This is a genomic window from Bradyrhizobium sp. 604_D8_N2_3 (assembly GCF_051810765.1).
GTDB classification, from domain to species: domain Bacteria; phylum Pseudomonadota; class Alphaproteobacteria; order Rhizobiales; family Xanthobacteraceae; genus Bradyrhizobium; species Bradyrhizobium barranii.
Window position 1 is genome coordinate 6073586 of record NZ_JBPWPM010000001.1, and the last position, 14516, is coordinate 6088101.

The following is a 14516-nucleotide window of genomic DNA, read 5'->3' on the forward strand; positions in this document are numbered from 1 at the left end:
GTATCTCTTCAGGACAGGCTGCGGGTCTTCGCTGACGATATCCGCACCCGGGCGGCAGAGCTTTCGCCCGGCGTTCAGAAGGATGAGATGCTGAGGAAAGCCCGTCAGGCTGACACCGCATGTCACCTCGAAGAGTGGGTCAATTCCTCGGGTTTGCAGGCACCTAAGTAAGCTGAGCATCGATGGCTCAGTATTTTTTCGACCTCAGGTCGGATGGCATCTTCTCGCAGGACAAAGATGGCGTCGAACTGCTGGACGCCGAGGCGGCACACGATATGGCGCTCGGCGCACTTGTCGATGCCGCCCGCGATGCGGTCATGGAAGGTTCAACGGGCCAGCATTTCGCGGTGGAAGTTCGTAACAGAACTGGCCGTGTTCTCGAAGTCACGGCCATTTTCAATTCCAGGATTTTCAGCAAGCAATGATAACGCCGCCTCAGTGGCGGCCTCTTTCACTTGAAGACGTCGTCTTCGCAATCAGCCGAAAGCTCGCGTCAAAGGCCGGTAATCTGGCTAGACAGGCGAATAGTCCTTCGGCAATCCCGTAACAAGTACTGCCCCCACGACGTTCTTTCTTCGAGACAATACTGATTCTCAGAAGTTCGCGGTAGGTGGTGGCCCGATCCCCGCTGCGGCGTCCCGCAACGTGACATAAAACCTTGGCACAGGTTGTGCACACTCATCATCACCGGGGTTTTGCATCCACCTCTCCGGGGCTGGAAAGCCGCCGCCCGCGCGACATTTAAGCGGGCGGCGTTTTTATTGATGTCGCAATCTGACAGCCCCGCTGTCCTAATTAGGACAGCACCCGGATTTGGTGCTGGCTTGTTTCCGAGCGCGGTGGCCTGGTTTGAAATTCACCGTGGCTTGATTTGAAAAGTTCACTTTGGAACTGAAGGTGGCCCGTCTGCATATTAAGTTCGCTGGAACTCAAACCCTGCGGTTAGGACCCGTAAAGACGAGGTTGTGTCATGAAGCAGCGCCGTCGTTTCACGCAGACCGTGTCACTGGAAGAACGACTTGCCGGAGAAGCGAAACGCCTCCGCGAACAAGCTAAAGCCCTCCCTCACGGTCCTCAACGAGAGGACCTCCTCCGCAAAGCCAGACAGGCTGAGACCGGCTCGCACATGAGCGAGTGGCTGAGATCGCCGGGGCTTCAACCGCCCAAGCCAGCCTAGAAGCAGACGCGCCTGAGGTATCGCGTTGCCGGCACAGATCCGGTTTCTGTCCCGGCGTGGTCATTCGCGTTGGCGGCATCAACGCTTGAGGATGAAGGTTTTCCCAATTCCTGCGGCTGGCCCGATGAACCTTGGCACGGGACGTGCAGACAAAACGATATCGGGATTTTACAATTTCCCTCCCGGGGCTGGAAAGCCGCCGTCCGCGCTTCATTTAAGCGGACGGCGTTCTTGCTTCTGAAGCCCAACAAGCAGCCTGTCCTGACTTGATGTTCCGAGTGTCCCAATTGGGACAGCACCCGGGTTTGGGCGTGGTCTGTTTCCGACCTCACTGTCCGATTTTGAAACGAGCCTTTGAAACGAGCCGTGGCCGGATTTGAAGTCGTTCAATTGTCGCGAGGTGAGACAGCACGTCGCGGCAGGACGCAGTCACCCTCCACCTGTCACCGAGCGGCCCTTGGCAATCTACCGGTGATTGAAAACGCCATCACGCTCGCGCCTCGCTTCCCTCTCGGAAAGAAGCAACGCGGCAGAGCTTCGCGAAATCCTCCAAGAGCTCCGCAAGAAACTGAACCAACGCCGGCTCGATTGGCCGCCCCCGTCTTGATCCGTCACCGCGTTGGCGCGGCTGCTGCGGCGACAGAAAGCGAGGGGAAGCAGAACACTCTTTCACCAAGGCGGACAAGCGGCCGCTTCGAAACGTCGCGGCCTGCGGGAACAAAGTTCATGCGAATGGACGATGACCGCATCGAGATCGTCTCCCTAGCATTCACGCGCCTCGTTCGCTCGGTTCGATTCAAGATGCTCTGCGAACAGGCTCAAACCGAAGAAGGGTCTGCCACTTCCAGCCACGACCGCTTCGATCAACGAGGTACGATGAATGGATCAATTGTACGCCGAGCGGTTCGATAGCTCCCAGAGTTCGGAACACCGCCCATTCATTTCGGTGGCAATACCCACCTTCCGCCGACCGGAGATGGTGCGCCGTGCGATTCAAAGCGTGCTGCAGCAGGAGCACGCCGACTGGGAAATGGTGATCAGCGACGACGAAGGTCCGGAAGGCGCGACCTGGAGCATCCTGTCCGAGCACGCGCGGAGCGACCCGCGCATTCGCGTTATCGAGAACCACCGCGGCCGCGGCCAGGTTGAGAATACCAACAACGCGATGCTCGCATGTCGCGGCGACTGGATCAAAGTGCTGCACGACGACGACTGGCTCACGCCAGGATCGCTTGCGACTTTTGCGGAATTGGCGAGGAGGTACCCCGCCGCTGCGTTCATGACCTCCACATCTCATCTCGTTCAGGACAGCGGCATAAGGTACCGGCGAGGACGCCAGGTTTATCTGTATTCGGGCCAGCAGTGCCTGGCGGATCTCTATCTGGCGGGCAAGACCCGATTGCTTGGGATTGTCCCGTCGACCCTGCTGATCAACGGCAAGGTCATCCGGGCCGGTTGCCTGATGCGAAACTACAAGTCGATCAGTTGGGGCGTGGACCAACTGTTCTTTCTCGATCTCGCCTGCCAGGGCGACATGGTGGCGATCGACGACGGTCTTGTGTTCTACGACACGACCAACCACGCGAGCATCACGGCATTGGGATCGTTCCCTCAGATTGACCAGGAGACCATCGAACTCAAGCACCTCGCCTGGAGCCTTCTGGAGGATAAGCGCGGACTTCCCGATCCTGAAACGATGGTGCGTGCATTGCGGGTTGCCCGGCTGCGCACACGGATCCGTCGGCAGCCCCTGAGCGCAACGATCCGCGATGCGCTTCAAATCTTGCGCCCCTCGGTTTTGAAGGCGGCCAACCTGGCGATCCGAGCCTGGGCGCGCGCACCGGGTGCGATTGCAACCTTACCGGGGATCGCTCATTGCACGGATTTCCTGTGAGCTCATTCGGCAGTCCCGGTGTCAGAGTTGCCACAGCTGCGTTTGAGACACTGAGATAGGTGACCGAAAATCAGTCCCTCCCAAAGCCGCTCCCGTCTCCCGATCCGGAGCGCACCGAGGAAGCCGGACGGGAGTATGCCGCGGCCCATCGGTCGCGGGAATTTTTGGCAATGCGGCGGACTTGACTGCCGCGCGCCCGCATAGACATCGGGCGCAGCTGTTTCGATGATCGCCAGGCCCTTGCGCTCTCGGTCGGACATCATCCAACCGATGCCACCCATCCGAATGAAAAAATCTGCCCTGCGAGGGTGCCGGTCAGGCAATACGCACGTCTCCGTGGTCTGCCAATCGAAGACGACAGAGAAACCGTACCGGTCCTCGAGATGCATTTGCGCATGCGAATGCGGGGCAGGAAAATTTGGCAATTATGTGCTGAAACGAACAGAGGCGCGGTGGGGGTCGACTAAACTCGGATTCGCTTGGTCTTTGCCAAGGGCCAAGCATCCCCAAGCGGCCCCGGCCTTCACCCCTATCAAGCCCCACCGGCCGGGGCCGTCTTCAGGGACGAGCCTGTTTCCTGGCGTAGTGGCCTTTGATTTCGGGAGTGACGCGATTTGTGGCGCAGAACACAACCTGACGACGAATAGCTGTGGTAGGATGCGAGGCATTGCAACGCCAAGGGTCGTCAGCGCCCCGCGTGGGAACCGTATTAGGGTTGAGCTGTTGACCTGTTTCATAGATGGGCTCAATTATGATCGACGCTGCTAAATGCGAGGAACTCGCAAATCATTACAAGGTCCTCTCTCAAGCATCCGGGGTTTCGGCGGACAGGGCCTTCCTGTTGAAGAACATCGCCCGGAGCCTCACTGGCGTGGCTAGCCAATTGGACAGGCTGGCCGCCCTGACGAGAGACGAAGGAAGGGTGACGCCGCCACAGGTGTAGGAGGATGCAAGGCGGATCGAGACCGTCCGTAAAGGCAGCTATGATTGACCTGGTTCAACAGCGCTCCGCGTCCAGGTCTGCGATTGCCCAACCTGCAAGCGGCGGCCTTGGAATTCTCGTCGGCCAACGGGACGCCAACCGCGCCGCGGGGTTGGGACAGCACCCGGATTGCAGCCGCCGAAATTAAATAGGAACAGTCCTCACAAGGCAGGGTTGGCGCCGATACTCTCTCTGAGAGGCGGCGCCATGGTCCGGTACTTTTTCGATATCCGAGACGACACCGGCCTCTATGCCGACGATGAGGGACTGGAGTTTCGAACCCAGCGCGAAGCAGAGATCGAGGCGACGCAGACATTGAGCGGCCTTGCGCGCGACCTGGCGGGACACGAGGATCGAACAGACGTTGCGATCGAAGTCCGCACCGACGCCGGGCGGGTGTTCCAAGCCGCCCTCATCTTCGAGCCACCGACAACGAAGCAATAGGCCGCCACGGCTCGCCATAAGGGCGTGCACGTCGCGACGGACCGAGGCCGCCTGATCGGTCCATTCCGCGGAGCGCTCGCCCCGCCTCATCTGCGATCTACCTCACTTTGCCCCATCTCGGTCCGCCGCAAGGACGGCGGCTCGTCGTCATGCCTCTGATCGAACTTGAATGTAGCGCTACAATATGTAACGCTCACATCAGTAGCGCTACTTTGCGTACCGTTCGAACAACCTCGGGAGGCACGATGAAGGCAATCCTCAAGATCGCTCTGGCGCTGTCTGTCCTCGCCGGTTCGGTGCCGGCGCAAGCCCAGATTTCGAATGCCGCGACGGCATCGGGCGCCCCGAAGGTCGGCGCAAAGGTGACGAGGAAGTCTCAGTTGCACGACGGCTGCCACAGCCGGCATGCCCAGATGATTGGCAAGCCCTGTCGTTAGAAGCCCTGCCGCTAGAAGCCCTGCCGCTAGCGGGCAAGCGATTCAAAGATCAAGTGATTCAAAGATGATGAGAGGCCGCCTCGGTTGGCGGCCTTTTTGATTTTTGCCGATCCTCCGCATTCGTCACCCTTCGACTGAAGATGACGCGCATCAAAGACGCAGCCGCCGTGCGCCGTCATAATTCCGCAATCCTGCGGCATCGAACCTTTCTGCGATGTCCGGCTTTCTTCGAGATCGGATCGCAACGACGGGGACCAGGAACATGACGGAAGACGCGCACCCCAATGCTGTCAGGCGCAATCACCTCCTGGCGGCGGCGCACGAGGAAATGGTGAAGTTCGAGCGGAAGGAAAACGAGTTTCGCAAGAAGGACCGCGAAGAGCGCGCCGCCGAACTCCGCCTTCCTCTCGGTGAGATCAAGGTCCACTAAGCCCGCCGACGGGCTTCCGATCTGACCAAGGCTGCGCCGCGATGGGCGGGTAGCCGCCGTACCGGCCGTCGGGAATGCGCGTCGCAGGCGTGGGCCGGCAGAGCCAGCCCCTGTTCATGTCGAGGATCCGGCATTGCGCTCGGGGTGCGCCCCGGAGCCGTTGCGCGCCATTTAAGGTATCCAAATACCATAATTAAGCCATTGATCGCACAACGAAATCGCCCGACCCCCTACTGTGCATGGGGTTGTTTTCCATGTTTTGAAAGGGCGCGGCGGCGTCCTGGGTGCCCACCCAGGATCGAAGCGCCTGCTTTAGCCCGGTCCGGCCTTGGCTGCCGTCCGCCGGTACGCCTTACAGCAGCGCCAGCAGCACGAGGCCGATCACCAGCACGACGAAGCCAGCCGCCGTCGCGGCGGCGAATGACCGCTCTACGTTATCCATGATGCCACCCCGCTGCCGGCGCACCACGTTTCCCCCATGGCGTCGCCGACGATGCGAAATCTCGCCGAGGGGTGTGGCTCCAGTGGTGCGATCGGGTGGCCAAATTGGGACGCGTGCGGGGCCAGTCTGCGGCCTCCCGACGCAGATTTCGGTGCCGGCCGTCAGGCACCCGTAAGCCTGGTCTCCTAGTCTGGCTGTGCCCGGTGGACCAACACCGGGCCTCCATACACAGTCGAGGACCCCGCTCTGCCCCGAGCGGGGTTTTCTGTTTGCGGGCGCGGAGGTGCGGCAGGTTGAAAGCCGATCTGCCGGCCCTGTCAGGCTGTCGTAAGCTCAACCGGCTAGGGTCGTGGGGCTACGGTGTTGCAGCCCAGCACCTCAGCCTCCAATAACCTTTCACCCGCTTGGCTCTCCCCAAGCGGGTTTTTTTCATGCTTGCCGGCCGCCTCACGGAGCCCTCTCCTCTCGCGTCAGCCGCAGCGAGAAGGCGCGGATCGCAGGCGCCGCGAGCAGCACGATCGGCAGCATCGCGGCCCACGCGATCAGCCACGACACCATCCAGTGCGCGAGGAAGACCGTCGCGCCAGAAGCGGGAAAGCTGGCGATGCCCGCCGCGATCAGCGAGGTCAGGCCGGACTGGATGACACCGAAGACGAAATGAGAGTAGCGGCGGGGAATGCCGAGCATGACGCGCCCATGTTGTTTGCCGTCATGAGGCCAAGCAAGGCATATGCCGCAGCACGCATGGAGTGGACTTCGACGCGCACCACCGGCGCAGGATCAGTGCCGCGAATCGGACAGCGGCGCGCGCCGCCTCGCTTCAGTGCAATCGGGCCGCGACGATAGTCCTTCGAAACGCCAGAACGTGACGACGCTGGTCTCGCCGCACTCTTCGCAGACGAGCTTCTCGTCACCGAGCATGAAACGCGCGCGCTTGAAGCTCGATGAGGACGCGGGATGCCGGCAATGGGGACAGGTCAGCGAGAAATTCCGTGCACCCCAGCGCAGCACAAGATGTCTCAGCCAGCTCACACCTTCCCCTTCGTGACATCGCGTTCGAACCGTCGTTCACAAGCAGAGCATAGATACATGACACGCAAAAGTGGAAAAGTATCGACCGCACCTGTTCGCTTTGAATGGCGGCGGTAGCAACGCGCGCCGCTTTGGGTTCCACAAGATGCGGAATGGAATCCGGACCGCGCTTCGCAGCGATGTGTCATCAAATGCGCGGATCTCGCGTTCCGTGGTTCTCCGACCATGAACAGAGTTCCTCGGCGTGGCACGGCAAGGCCGTGTGAATTGCCACGCCTTGCCCGGATTCCGTGCACGGATTTCGGAACTCGATTTCGTTTGTTTCGGACCGCGCGCGGTTCCAAAGATTACCGTGAACTATCCAAGGCTTACCGCCAAATTTCGCTTGTCGCAGGAATAGGGTGACGCCCAACATGTTCACGGTGAATGGAGGGTGAATCGTGGAGATGACCATGAATCACAGGGGCGTTGAGTTCACAGTTGCCACGACGGCGCTTCCCGGAGTCTGGCAATGGCAGTTCCGCATCGGTGACGAGATCAGGACGGGCAAGACCGAGACGAAGATCGATCTGCTGGCGATCCGGCGGGTGCAGCTGCGCATCGATCGGGAGCTGAAGGCGATCGGGCGCAAGACCGCATGAACAAACCACCCGAGCCGGATGCCGGAGCCACGCGCGCCCGCGAGGTGTGGTCCGTAGCGGCCCGGAATTGATCTGTCCCTGGTTTGGGACTGCACTGCGCGCGCCCATGGCCCGGGAGGCGGGACCATCATGTGACCGGTGCCAGCCATGCCGCTCTACTTCTTTCGAATTCGGAACGGCCGCTATTCCGGCTGCGCGGACCAGGCGACGGAATTTGCCGATCGCGATGCGGCCTGGAAGATGATGACCAGCATCTGCGCCGACATGGCCGCCGGCCTCGCGCGCAAGCTCAACGAAAACTCCGAATGGCACATGGAGCTGCTGGACGAGGCCAAGGAGCCCGTGTTCCGGATCCGCATCATCGCCGAATCCTTCGAGGAGACTTGACGTCTAGTCGGCGCTGGGCAGCCGCCGCATGGTGAATTCGATGTCGCCGCCCGGCAGTTCGCGCCAGGTCTCGACCGCGCTCATGTAGCCGGCCTTGGGGTAGCGGGCGAAGAAAGCCTCCGCCCTCGCCCGCGCCGCCGGGCGCGGCAGAGTGAAAGTCTCACGCAAGAAGCCGTCGCCGCCGCGCTCGCCTGGCTTGCCGCCCATCTTGCGCCGGCGCGCCATCCGCTCGGCGAGATCCCGCGGACGATCGGCCATGCCGTTCCTCCTCAACGCAATACGCTCTCGGAGATGTAGGAAGCAGGCCGGCCGAAGAGGAGTCCCGGCCGGAGGCATCAGCCGCCTCCGATCGGGGACAAGGTCAATTGGCGGTCGTGCCGGACTTCTTCTTGGGCGCGCCGGTTGCGGCCGACGCCTTCGGCGCAGCCGCCTGCTTCGGCGGGTCGGAACGTATGCCGCCCCAGGGATCGTTGGACGCCTTGGAATCCGGAATCTTCTTCAGCGTTTCCTTGTAGGCCTTGTCACGCTCGGCTTCCGCGGCCTTTTCCTCGGGGGTCTTGCCTGGACCCTCCTGCAGCAAATTGAGATTGGGCATTTGCGCGTAGGCCGGTCCCGCCAGCACGGCCAGCAGCACCGCCGCCATACGGAAAAGCTTCATCATTGACTCCTTGATCATCCATGAAGGGCGGGTCAACCGCGCCTTGTCGTTCTTGTCAACGTCCCGCCAGGGCCGAATGGCGCGCTAGAGCCGGTCCGATCTGCACGATTTCGGCGCCTGCAGCCAGTCGTCCCAAATCGGGCCGCATCTGGTGCACCCGTCCAGCGCGAGACCTAGCGCTATCAACCCAAACACAAGGACACACCGACGCAACATCGCCCACCCGCTCCCAAGCCCAGTATCATATCGGCCCAAGTCAGGCATTTTCAAGCCGACAGAGCCGACCGAAGACCGGGTGACTTTGCCGCGCCGATGCGCGCAGAATAGCCGAAACATCCAGCAACACAGGGGGGACCGACAGCAATGCCATCGCAGCCAGAAGCCGAGTTCGGCATCGCTGAGGCCAGACGCATACTCGGCGAGGTCTTTGCGCCCTGGGTCCAGGATCTCAACCTCGCCGTCGAGCGCCTCGAGCACCTGCCGCCGCTGGACGAGCCGGACTGGCAGCCAGGCGCGCTCCTGCGCATGCCATTCTCGGAGCGGCTGTGCCGCAACGGCGGCGTGGTGTGCGGCCAGGCGCTGATGGCGCTTGCCGATACCGCGATGGTGATCGCGAACCTCGCCGCCAATCGCGGCTATCGTCCGATGACGACGGTCGATCAGACCACGCATTTCATGCGTGCGGTCTCCTCCTCGGATGTGCTCGCCGACGCCCGCGTGGTGCGGCTCGGACGCACCATGAGCTTTGGCCGCGTCACGCTGCTCTCGGCCTCCGACAACAAGCAGGTGGCGATGGTGTCGAGCGCGTTCGCGATGCTGCCGGGCTGAGCATCATCCAAAAAGAAGAGAGCCGCGTGAGCGCGCAAGGCGCTCCGCGGCTCTCCAATCAATTTCGCATCGAAACGAGGGACTGAAGCGCGATTGCGTCCGCGCTTCAGTCAGCTTCAGGAATTACTTGCCGAGAATTTCGTCAGCCGCGGTGACGACGCTGACGGTCGGATTCTTTCCGCAATAGGCACCGAACTTCTTGGCGTTCTCGATGAACACCTCGGTGTCGATGATCGCGTTGTCCTCGTCGCCCTTGTACCAGCCGTCCATCCAGGTCAGCACGACCGCGATGTTGTCTTCGCCGCTCTCGAGGAACTGCTTGCAGGTCATGGTCGAGAGGTCCCACTTGACGGCGTGGGCGGGCATCGATGACAGCGAGAGCGCTGCGGCGAACAGAAGCGAAAGCGTAGTCTTCATCAATATCTCCATCGGCGCGTAACGCCATAAAGGAAGGGCTTATGAGGGAAAGTCGGCGGGAAGCGACTCACCGCTCCAACGTCGTAAACGAACTCTGAAGCGCTGTGCAAGTAGCGCCAGTATTGAGTTTATTTCAACGTAATTTCTATGCACTACTTCACAATCATCGTTATGGATTAATGCCGATGATCGAGAAACGTGCAGCGCAGCGTTACCGTGTTTTCAAGGGTGGAACGATCACCTTTGAAAGCAGCGGCATCGCGTGCACGGTGCGAAACATGTCGGAAGGCGGCGCGGCGATCGAGCTCGATTCCCCCGTCATATTGCCGAAATCATTCACGCTCTCGATCGCGCGCGACAATTTCGTACGGAATTGCCGCACCGTATGGCGCAATGACAGGCGCATCGGCCTCGCTTTCGTACGATAGCGTGCGCGATGTGAACAACCGTTCGCATCGCATACACAACGCAGCATCATGCTTGCTTTATACGACGTCGACGACGCCAGCGCAGGCTCGCGATGATCAGCAGGATGATCGCGAACACAATTGCTGACGACGACACCCAAAATCGTCCGCCCGGACGATCGATGGTGCGCGACCATAGCGACGGCCCTTCACCCGGCCGCGCCAGGCGAAACGCAACGACGCTGTCGCCGATCGAGGTGCCGACCTCGGAGTGGCCGCCGGCGCCGATCGCGACATATTGCTCGCCCTTCCAGAGATAGGTCATGGGGTTGGCGACGCCGGGCACCGGCAGCCGGCCTTGCCACAACTCGCGGCCGCTTCGCGCATCGAAGGCGCGCAGATAGGCATCCATCGCGCCGGTGAAGACGAGACCGCCTGCGGTGACCGCGAGCCCGTTGACGAGCGGCGCGCCCCACGGCAGCGGCACGCCGAGCGGCGCAAGGTCTTCCGTGGTGCCGACCGTCGAGCGCCAGAGGATCTTGCCGGCCTTCAGATCGACTGCGACCATCTCGCCCCAAGGCGGCTTGTTGCAAAGAAGCCCGAGCGGCGACATCACCACCGCGCGCGACATCGCGAACGGCGCGCCCTTCTGCTGGCCGAAATCATGACCGGGAGGCGGATCGAATCCAGCCGCCTCCGCACGCGGGATCAGCTTGATGAGATGAACGGCGCGGGCGGTGTTGGCGTAGAGGATTTGGTTGACCGGGTCGAAGGCTGCGCTACCCCAGTTGACGCCGCCGCCGGTGAAGGGAAACTCCGCCGTGCCTTGCGTCGAGGGTGGGGTGAACAACCCCTCGTTACGTGCCTCCGAGAACTGCCTTTCGCAAGCGGAGCGACCCAGGCCGGGGAGGAGCGAGAGCGCATCCTCAGTCGAGATTCTTTGCGATGTCAGCGGCGGCACATGCGTCGGGAATGGCTGCGTCGGCGACAGTCGTTCACCTTCCGCGCCGCCTTGCGGCACCACGCGCTCTTCCACCGGCCACACCGGCTTGCCGGTATCGCGGTCGAGCACGAAGACAAATCCCTGCTTGGTCGGCTGAATCACGACATCGCGCTGGCCGTCTCCGGTGTCGATGCGCGTCAGCGTCGGCTGCGACGCCAGGTCGTAATCCCAGACGTCGTGATGCACGGTCTGGAATGCCCACACGAGCTCGCCGGTCTCGATGCGCAGCGCGACCACCGAATTGGCGTGCTCGTTGTTGCCCGGCCGCTTGCCACCCCAAAAGTCCGGCGACGGCGAGGATGTCGGCAGGAAAACCAGCCCGCGCGCCGCGTCGACCGACATCGGCGCCCAGACATTGGCATGACCGGCTTCGACACCGTCGCGCTTGAGCGGCTCGAAGGTCCAGCGCGGCTGGCCGCTGCGCGCATCGAACGCGCGCACCACGCCGCTCGGCGCGTCGACGCGGCGGTTGTCGCCGATCGCGGAGCCGATCACGACGACACCGCGGCCGACCGCCGGCGGCGAGGTGATCTGGAATTCGCCGGGCCAGTCCAGCTTCATGCCGATATCCGGCCTGACCTCACCGCCAGTGCCGAAACCGGCGCAGGGAATACCGGTCTTTGCATCGAGCGCGATCAGGCGGACATCGTTCGTGCCCATGAAGATGCGCGATCGGCAGGCGGCATTCGCGGGCGCCTCATCGTCGATCCAGTGGGTCACGCCACGGCAGACGTAGCGGTTGGCGGGCCGCTGGTTGGTCGCGATCTTCGGATCGAAGCGCCATTTCTGCGCGCCCGTGCCGGGATCGAGCGCGATCACCTCATTGAAGGGCGAGCAGAAGATCAGGCTGTCCTCGACGAACAATGGCGTCGCCTGGAATTTGGTTCGCCGCATCACTTCGGGCGGCCGCGCCGCGAGATCGCCGGTATGGAATTCGAAGGCCCGAACCAGATTGCCGACATTGTCGGGCGTGACCTCCCGCAAAGGCGAGAAGCGTGAGCCGCCGGGATCGCCACCCCAGCTCTCCCAGGCGATGCCTGGCCACGACGAAAACAGGAGGAGCACGATGGCGGCGGCCGACTGACACAGACGGCTCGCCAACGCCCCCCTCATTTATTTGGGCTTCTTGGCAGGTTCAGCCGGACGGGCTCCGCCCCACGGGTCGTACTTCTCCTTGGGCTCCGGAATGCGCTCGAGCGCGGCCTTGTAGGCCTTTTCGTCGACCTTGGGCTTATTGTCCGACTTCGCTTCGTTCGGCTGGCCTCTGCTGCGGCCCTGCGCCTGCGCCGACGCAGCCGTTAGTGCGAGCACGGCGGCCGCGATGACCAAAATCCGCATTGATGCAATCCCCCTCGTCTGGGGCACAAATTAGCCTGCAATCCCGTAATAGCAAATGCCGGGGGGCCGGGATTTCAGCAAATCTTGATCGGCCGGGACTTTGCCGGATCGCATTCCTGCCTATCTGTTGGCCCGCAGGGGACCTTCACGGATGTTGCGGATTGTTGCTCATGCGGCGCTGCTGGCCAGCGCCCTCGCACTCGGTTCTTGCGGCTTCGCCGACAGCCGCGCGCCGGTGCCCGAGTTCATGCGCCTGAAGGAAGCCGAGCAGCCGCCACCCGAAGCGCCCCCCGACGTCAAGCGCGTGGTCCGCGAGCAGATCAACGTGGTCTTCCTCAACACGTCCTATCCGCGCGAGGTGCACGTCGCCCCGCCCCATCGGGAGGTGCGGGGACAGGGCTGGACCGCCTGCGTCAGCGCGCAGCTCACCTCCGCCACCGGCTCCACGCTCGGCACCCAGATTTACATCGTGACGATATCAGGCGGAAAGGTCGTCGATCGCCGCCGCGCGGAAGCGGACGACATCTGCGGGACGGAAACCTACGAGCCGATCTAGAAACAAATCACGCCGACACGCGCTCCGGTTCCGGGAAAAACCTGTAATTCGACCCGGAACGATCACCGCCTCCCCTTCTTGTTACCCCCGAGGGCAGTTTCGGAGGAGGACACGATGAGGACATTCACGATCGCACTATTGGCTGGCGTCGGCGCCCTCGCTGCGGCGAGCGGCGCGAAGGCCGCCGATATCTATACGACCAGCGAATACGCCAACCCTGAGCTCGTTCAGGAAGTCCGGCTTGTCTGCGATGACGCTGGCAATTGCTATCGCACCCGTGGCGGCTCGCGCGTGATCGTGCGCGACTCCTACAACGCGATGCCGCGCGATCGCTATTACGAGCGCCGCACCTATCGCGACTGGGACGATGGTCCGCGCGGCGGCGTCGGCATTCGGGCGCCCGGCGTCAGCGTGGGCGTCGGTGTCGGCGGCGACCGCTGGTAGTCACTGAAGCTGTAACAGGGCAGGACCGGACGAGATCCACTCGCCCGGTCCTGCCCATGTCAGGTTTCGAGCGGATCGGCCGGCGCGACGAAGCGCGTTGACGACAGGAGCTGCGCGACGAAGCGGGCGAGCACCATGCCGGCAAGCATTGGGGCCACGAAGATGAAAGCGGACGCCGAGCCGAATCCGAGCGCGGTGAGCGCAGGGCCCGGACAAAAGCCTGCGAGCCCCCATCCGATGCCAAAGATGGCGGGACCGGCGATAACTCTCGAATCGATATCCTTTCGCGTCGGAAGGTAAAAGCGGTCTGCGAAAAACGGTCGCGCGAGTTTCAAGACACGGCTGAAGCCGATGAAGGTTACCGCAACCGCACCTGCCATCACGAAGGCGAGGCTTGCATCCCACGTTCCGGCGGGAATGCCGGCGACGTCCAAAAAGTTCAGCACCTTTGCCGGATTCGACATGCCGGAGACGATGAGCCCGATACCGAAGACGAGGCCGATCGCGAATTGAATGAGGATTGCCATCGTCGTCAGCCCCAGTGCCGCATCACGAAGACAGTGACGATGCCCGCCGACATGAAGGTGATGGTCGCGACCAACGACCGCAGCGACAGCCGCGACAGGCCACAGACGCCATGGCCGGAGGTGCAGCCGCTGCCCCAGACCGCACCGAAGCCCGTGAGCAATCCGGCGACGATCAGCACCGGCGTTCCCGCCGCGATCGTTTGCACCGGCAGGCTTCCGCTGACAATGCGCACCAGGATCGGCGCGGCGACGAGGCCGGCGACGAAAGCGAGCCGGCCGGCGAACTCGCGGTCCTCGTAAGGCGGAAACAGCCGCGCCGCGATGCCGCTGACACCGGCGATCCGTCCCGTCGCCCACATCAGGAGCACGGCGGACAGGCCGATCAACGCGCCACCAAGGAGCGACGCCATCGGCGTGAAAGGTGTGGCGATCATTGTGATCCTCCAGGTCGAGAGCTTCCATCATGGCACGC

The 14516-nt window shown here is 62.4% G+C and carries 20 protein-coding genes; 11 read left to right on the top strand and 9 right to left on the bottom strand.

The genetic code is table 11. The features are described 5' to 3' along the window. Positions 1-182: 182 nt before the first annotated feature. From AB7245_RS29210 to AB7245_RS29230, 5 genes are all read left to right on the top strand, one after another. The gene (locus AB7245_RS29210; protein WP_085404277.1) at positions 183-425 is read left to right on the top strand and encodes a DUF6894 family protein; all 243 of its coding nucleotides are present in this window, start codon (positions 183-185) and stop codon (positions 423-425) included. Between the two features lie 1632 nt (positions 426-2057). Then, positions 2058-3071 carry a glycosyltransferase family 2 protein gene (locus tag AB7245_RS29215; protein WP_166342530.1) on the top strand — a complete coding sequence of 338 codons (1014 nt, stop codon included), beginning with the start codon at positions 2058-2060 and terminating at the stop codon, positions 3069-3071. Positions 3072-4260: 1189 nt separating this feature from the next. Then, positions 4261-4497 (top strand): DUF6894 family protein, encoded by a 237-nt coding sequence (locus AB7245_RS29220; protein ID WP_063986255.1) that lies wholly within the window; start codon positions 4261-4263, stop codon positions 4495-4497. A gap of 245 nt (positions 4498-4742) precedes the next feature. Continuing rightward, positions 4743-4934: a hypothetical protein gene (locus AB7245_RS29225; protein WP_085404274.1), complete on the top strand. Its 192-nt coding sequence runs from the start codon at positions 4743-4745 to the stop codon at positions 4932-4934. A gap of 262 nt (positions 4935-5196) precedes the next feature. After that, a complete protein-coding gene (locus AB7245_RS29230) occupies positions 5197-5364 on the top strand; it encodes a hypothetical protein (RefSeq protein ID WP_094184405.1) in 168 nt (55 codons plus the stop codon). An 889-nt stretch (positions 5365-6253) separates the two neighbouring features. On the opposite strand, the gene AB7245_RS29235 is transcribed toward AB7245_RS29230, so the two are convergent. Both AB7245_RS29235 and AB7245_RS29240 read right to left on the bottom strand, forming a co-directional pair. Further along, complete coding sequence (locus AB7245_RS29235; protein ID WP_354131430.1) at positions 6254-6493, bottom strand: DUF2798 domain-containing protein; 240 nt, start codon at positions 6491-6493, stop codon at positions 6254-6256. Positions 6494-6586: 93 nt separating this feature from the next. Continuing rightward, complete coding sequence (locus AB7245_RS29240; RefSeq protein ID WP_148312138.1) at positions 6587-6838, bottom strand: hypothetical protein; 252 nt, start codon at positions 6836-6838, stop codon at positions 6587-6589. Positions 6839-7290: 452 nt separating this feature from the next. Here AB7245_RS29240 and AB7245_RS29245 point away from each other — a divergent pair, with 452 nt between their 5' ends. Further along, the gene (locus tag AB7245_RS29245; protein ID WP_071917357.1) at positions 7291-7479 is read left to right on the top strand and encodes a hypothetical protein; all 189 of its coding nucleotides are present in this window, start codon (positions 7291-7293) and stop codon (positions 7477-7479) included. Between the two features lie 147 nt (positions 7480-7626). Next, positions 7627-7866 (top strand): DUF6894 family protein, encoded by a 240-nt coding sequence (locus AB7245_RS29250; protein WP_028152656.1) that lies wholly within the window; start codon positions 7627-7629, stop codon positions 7864-7866. 3 nt (positions 7867-7869) lie between these two features. Here AB7245_RS29250 and AB7245_RS29255 read toward each other — a convergent pair whose 3' ends face one another. After that, complete coding sequence (locus AB7245_RS29255; protein ID WP_085404272.1) at positions 7870-8124, bottom strand: hypothetical protein; 255 nt, start codon at positions 8122-8124, stop codon at positions 7870-7872. Positions 8125-8227: 103 nt separating this feature from the next. Then, positions 8228-8524, bottom strand: a complete 297-nt coding sequence (locus tag AB7245_RS29260) for a hypothetical protein (RefSeq protein WP_084795357.1) — start codon at positions 8522-8524, stop codon at positions 8228-8230. A 363-nt stretch (positions 8525-8887) separates the two neighbouring features. On the opposite strand from AB7245_RS29260, the gene AB7245_RS29265 reads away from it, so the two are divergent. Further along, a complete protein-coding gene (locus tag AB7245_RS29265; RefSeq protein WP_354125893.1) occupies positions 8888-9352 on the top strand; it encodes a PaaI family thioesterase in 465 nt (154 codons plus the stop codon). Between the two features lie 123 nt (positions 9353-9475). Here AB7245_RS29265 and AB7245_RS29270 read toward each other — a convergent pair whose 3' ends face one another. Continuing rightward, positions 9476-9769, bottom strand: coding sequence for an HdeA family protein (locus AB7245_RS29270; RefSeq protein WP_014494092.1), 294 nt, complete (start codon positions 9767-9769; stop codon positions 9476-9478). 185 nt (positions 9770-9954) lie between these two features. On the opposite strand from AB7245_RS29270, the gene AB7245_RS29275 reads away from it, so the two are divergent. After that, positions 9955-10197, top strand: a complete 243-nt coding sequence (locus AB7245_RS29275) for a PilZ domain-containing protein (RefSeq protein ID WP_071917354.1) — start codon at positions 9955-9957, stop codon at positions 10195-10197. A gap of 46 nt (positions 10198-10243) precedes the next feature. Here AB7245_RS29275 and AB7245_RS29280 read toward each other — a convergent pair whose 3' ends face one another. Further along, positions 10244-12292: a pyrroloquinoline quinone-dependent dehydrogenase gene (locus AB7245_RS29280; RefSeq protein WP_354131428.1), complete on the bottom strand. Its 2049-nt coding sequence runs from the start codon at positions 12290-12292 to the stop codon at positions 10244-10246. After that, entirely contained in the window at positions 12293-12517 is a 225-nt protein-coding gene (locus AB7245_RS29285) for a hypothetical protein (RefSeq protein ID WP_085404269.1), read from the bottom strand. Between the two features lie 151 nt (positions 12518-12668). Between AB7245_RS29285 and AB7245_RS29290 the strand changes: the two genes are divergently transcribed. Together AB7245_RS29290 and AB7245_RS29295 are read left to right on the top strand one after the other, a co-directional pair. Then, positions 12669-13073, top strand: a complete 405-nt coding sequence (locus tag AB7245_RS29290; protein WP_085404268.1) for a hypothetical protein — start codon at positions 12669-12671, stop codon at positions 13071-13073. Between the two features lie 114 nt (positions 13074-13187). Beyond that, positions 13188-13517: a hypothetical protein gene (locus AB7245_RS29295; RefSeq protein ID WP_028152664.1), complete on the top strand. Its 330-nt coding sequence runs from the start codon at positions 13188-13190 to the stop codon at positions 13515-13517. A gap of 59 nt (positions 13518-13576) precedes the next feature. Here the strand turns inward: AB7245_RS29295 and AB7245_RS29300 are convergent, their stop codons facing one another. Together AB7245_RS29300 and AB7245_RS29305 are read right to left on the bottom strand one after the other, a co-directional pair. Then, positions 13577-14044, bottom strand: coding sequence for a DUF6691 family protein (locus AB7245_RS29300; RefSeq protein ID WP_439035192.1), 468 nt, complete (start codon positions 14042-14044; stop codon positions 13577-13579). A gap of 5 nt (positions 14045-14049) precedes the next feature. Continuing rightward, positions 14050-14478 (bottom strand): YeeE/YedE family protein, encoded by a 429-nt coding sequence (locus AB7245_RS29305; protein ID WP_354131426.1) that lies wholly within the window; start codon positions 14476-14478, stop codon positions 14050-14052. Between the last annotated feature and the right edge of the window lie 38 nt (positions 14479-14516).

Coding starts and splice junctions, on each gene's coding strand:
- AB7245_RS29210 (WP_085404277.1), top strand. CDS start 183: ATGGCTCAGTATTTTTTCGACCTCAGGTCGGATGGCATCTTCTCGCAG.
- AB7245_RS29215 (WP_166342530.1), top strand. CDS start 2,058: ATGGATCAATTGTACGCCGAGCGGTTCGATAGCTCCCAGAGTTCGGAA.
- AB7245_RS29220 (WP_063986255.1), top strand. CDS start 4,261: ATGGTCCGGTACTTTTTCGATATCCGAGACGACACCGGCCTCTATGCC.
- AB7245_RS29225 (WP_085404274.1), top strand. CDS start 4,743: ATGAAGGCAATCCTCAAGATCGCTCTGGCGCTGTCTGTCCTCGCCGGT.
- AB7245_RS29230 (WP_094184405.1), top strand. CDS start 5,197: ATGACGGAAGACGCGCACCCCAATGCTGTCAGGCGCAATCACCTCCTG.
- AB7245_RS29235 (WP_354131430.1), bottom strand. CDS start 6,493: ATGCTCGGCATTCCCCGCCGCTACTCTCATTTCGTCTTCGGTGTCATC.
- AB7245_RS29245 (WP_071917357.1), top strand. CDS start 7,291: ATGAATCACAGGGGCGTTGAGTTCACAGTTGCCACGACGGCGCTTCCC.
- AB7245_RS29250 (WP_028152656.1), top strand. CDS start 7,627: ATGCCGCTCTACTTCTTTCGAATTCGGAACGGCCGCTATTCCGGCTGC.
- AB7245_RS29255 (WP_085404272.1), bottom strand. CDS start 8,124: ATGGCCGATCGTCCGCGGGATCTCGCCGAGCGGATGGCGCGCCGGCGC.
- AB7245_RS29260 (WP_084795357.1), bottom strand. CDS start 8,524: ATGAAGCTTTTCCGTATGGCGGCGGTGCTGCTGGCCGTGCTGGCGGGA.
- AB7245_RS29265 (WP_354125893.1), top strand. CDS start 8,888: ATGCCATCGCAGCCAGAAGCCGAGTTCGGCATCGCTGAGGCCAGACGC.
- AB7245_RS29270 (WP_014494092.1), bottom strand. CDS start 9,769: ATGAAGACTACGCTTTCGCTTCTGTTCGCCGCAGCGCTCTCGCTGTCA.
- AB7245_RS29275 (WP_071917354.1), top strand. CDS start 9,955: ATGATCGAGAAACGTGCAGCGCAGCGTTACCGTGTTTTCAAGGGTGGA.
- AB7245_RS29280 (WP_354131428.1), bottom strand. CDS start 12,292: ATGAGGGGGGCGTTGGCGAGCCGTCTGTGTCAGTCGGCCGCCGCCATC.
- AB7245_RS29285 (WP_085404269.1), bottom strand. CDS start 12,517: ATGCGGATTTTGGTCATCGCGGCCGCCGTGCTCGCACTAACGGCTGCG.
- AB7245_RS29290 (WP_085404268.1), top strand. CDS start 12,669: ATGTTGCGGATTGTTGCTCATGCGGCGCTGCTGGCCAGCGCCCTCGCA.
- AB7245_RS29295 (WP_028152664.1), top strand. CDS start 13,188: ATGAGGACATTCACGATCGCACTATTGGCTGGCGTCGGCGCCCTCGCT.
- AB7245_RS29300 (WP_439035192.1), bottom strand. CDS start 14,044: ATGGCAATCCTCATTCAATTCGCGATCGGCCTCGTCTTCGGTATCGGG.
- AB7245_RS29305 (WP_354131426.1), bottom strand. CDS start 14,478: ATGATCGCCACACCTTTCACGCCGATGGCGTCGCTCCTTGGTGGCGCG.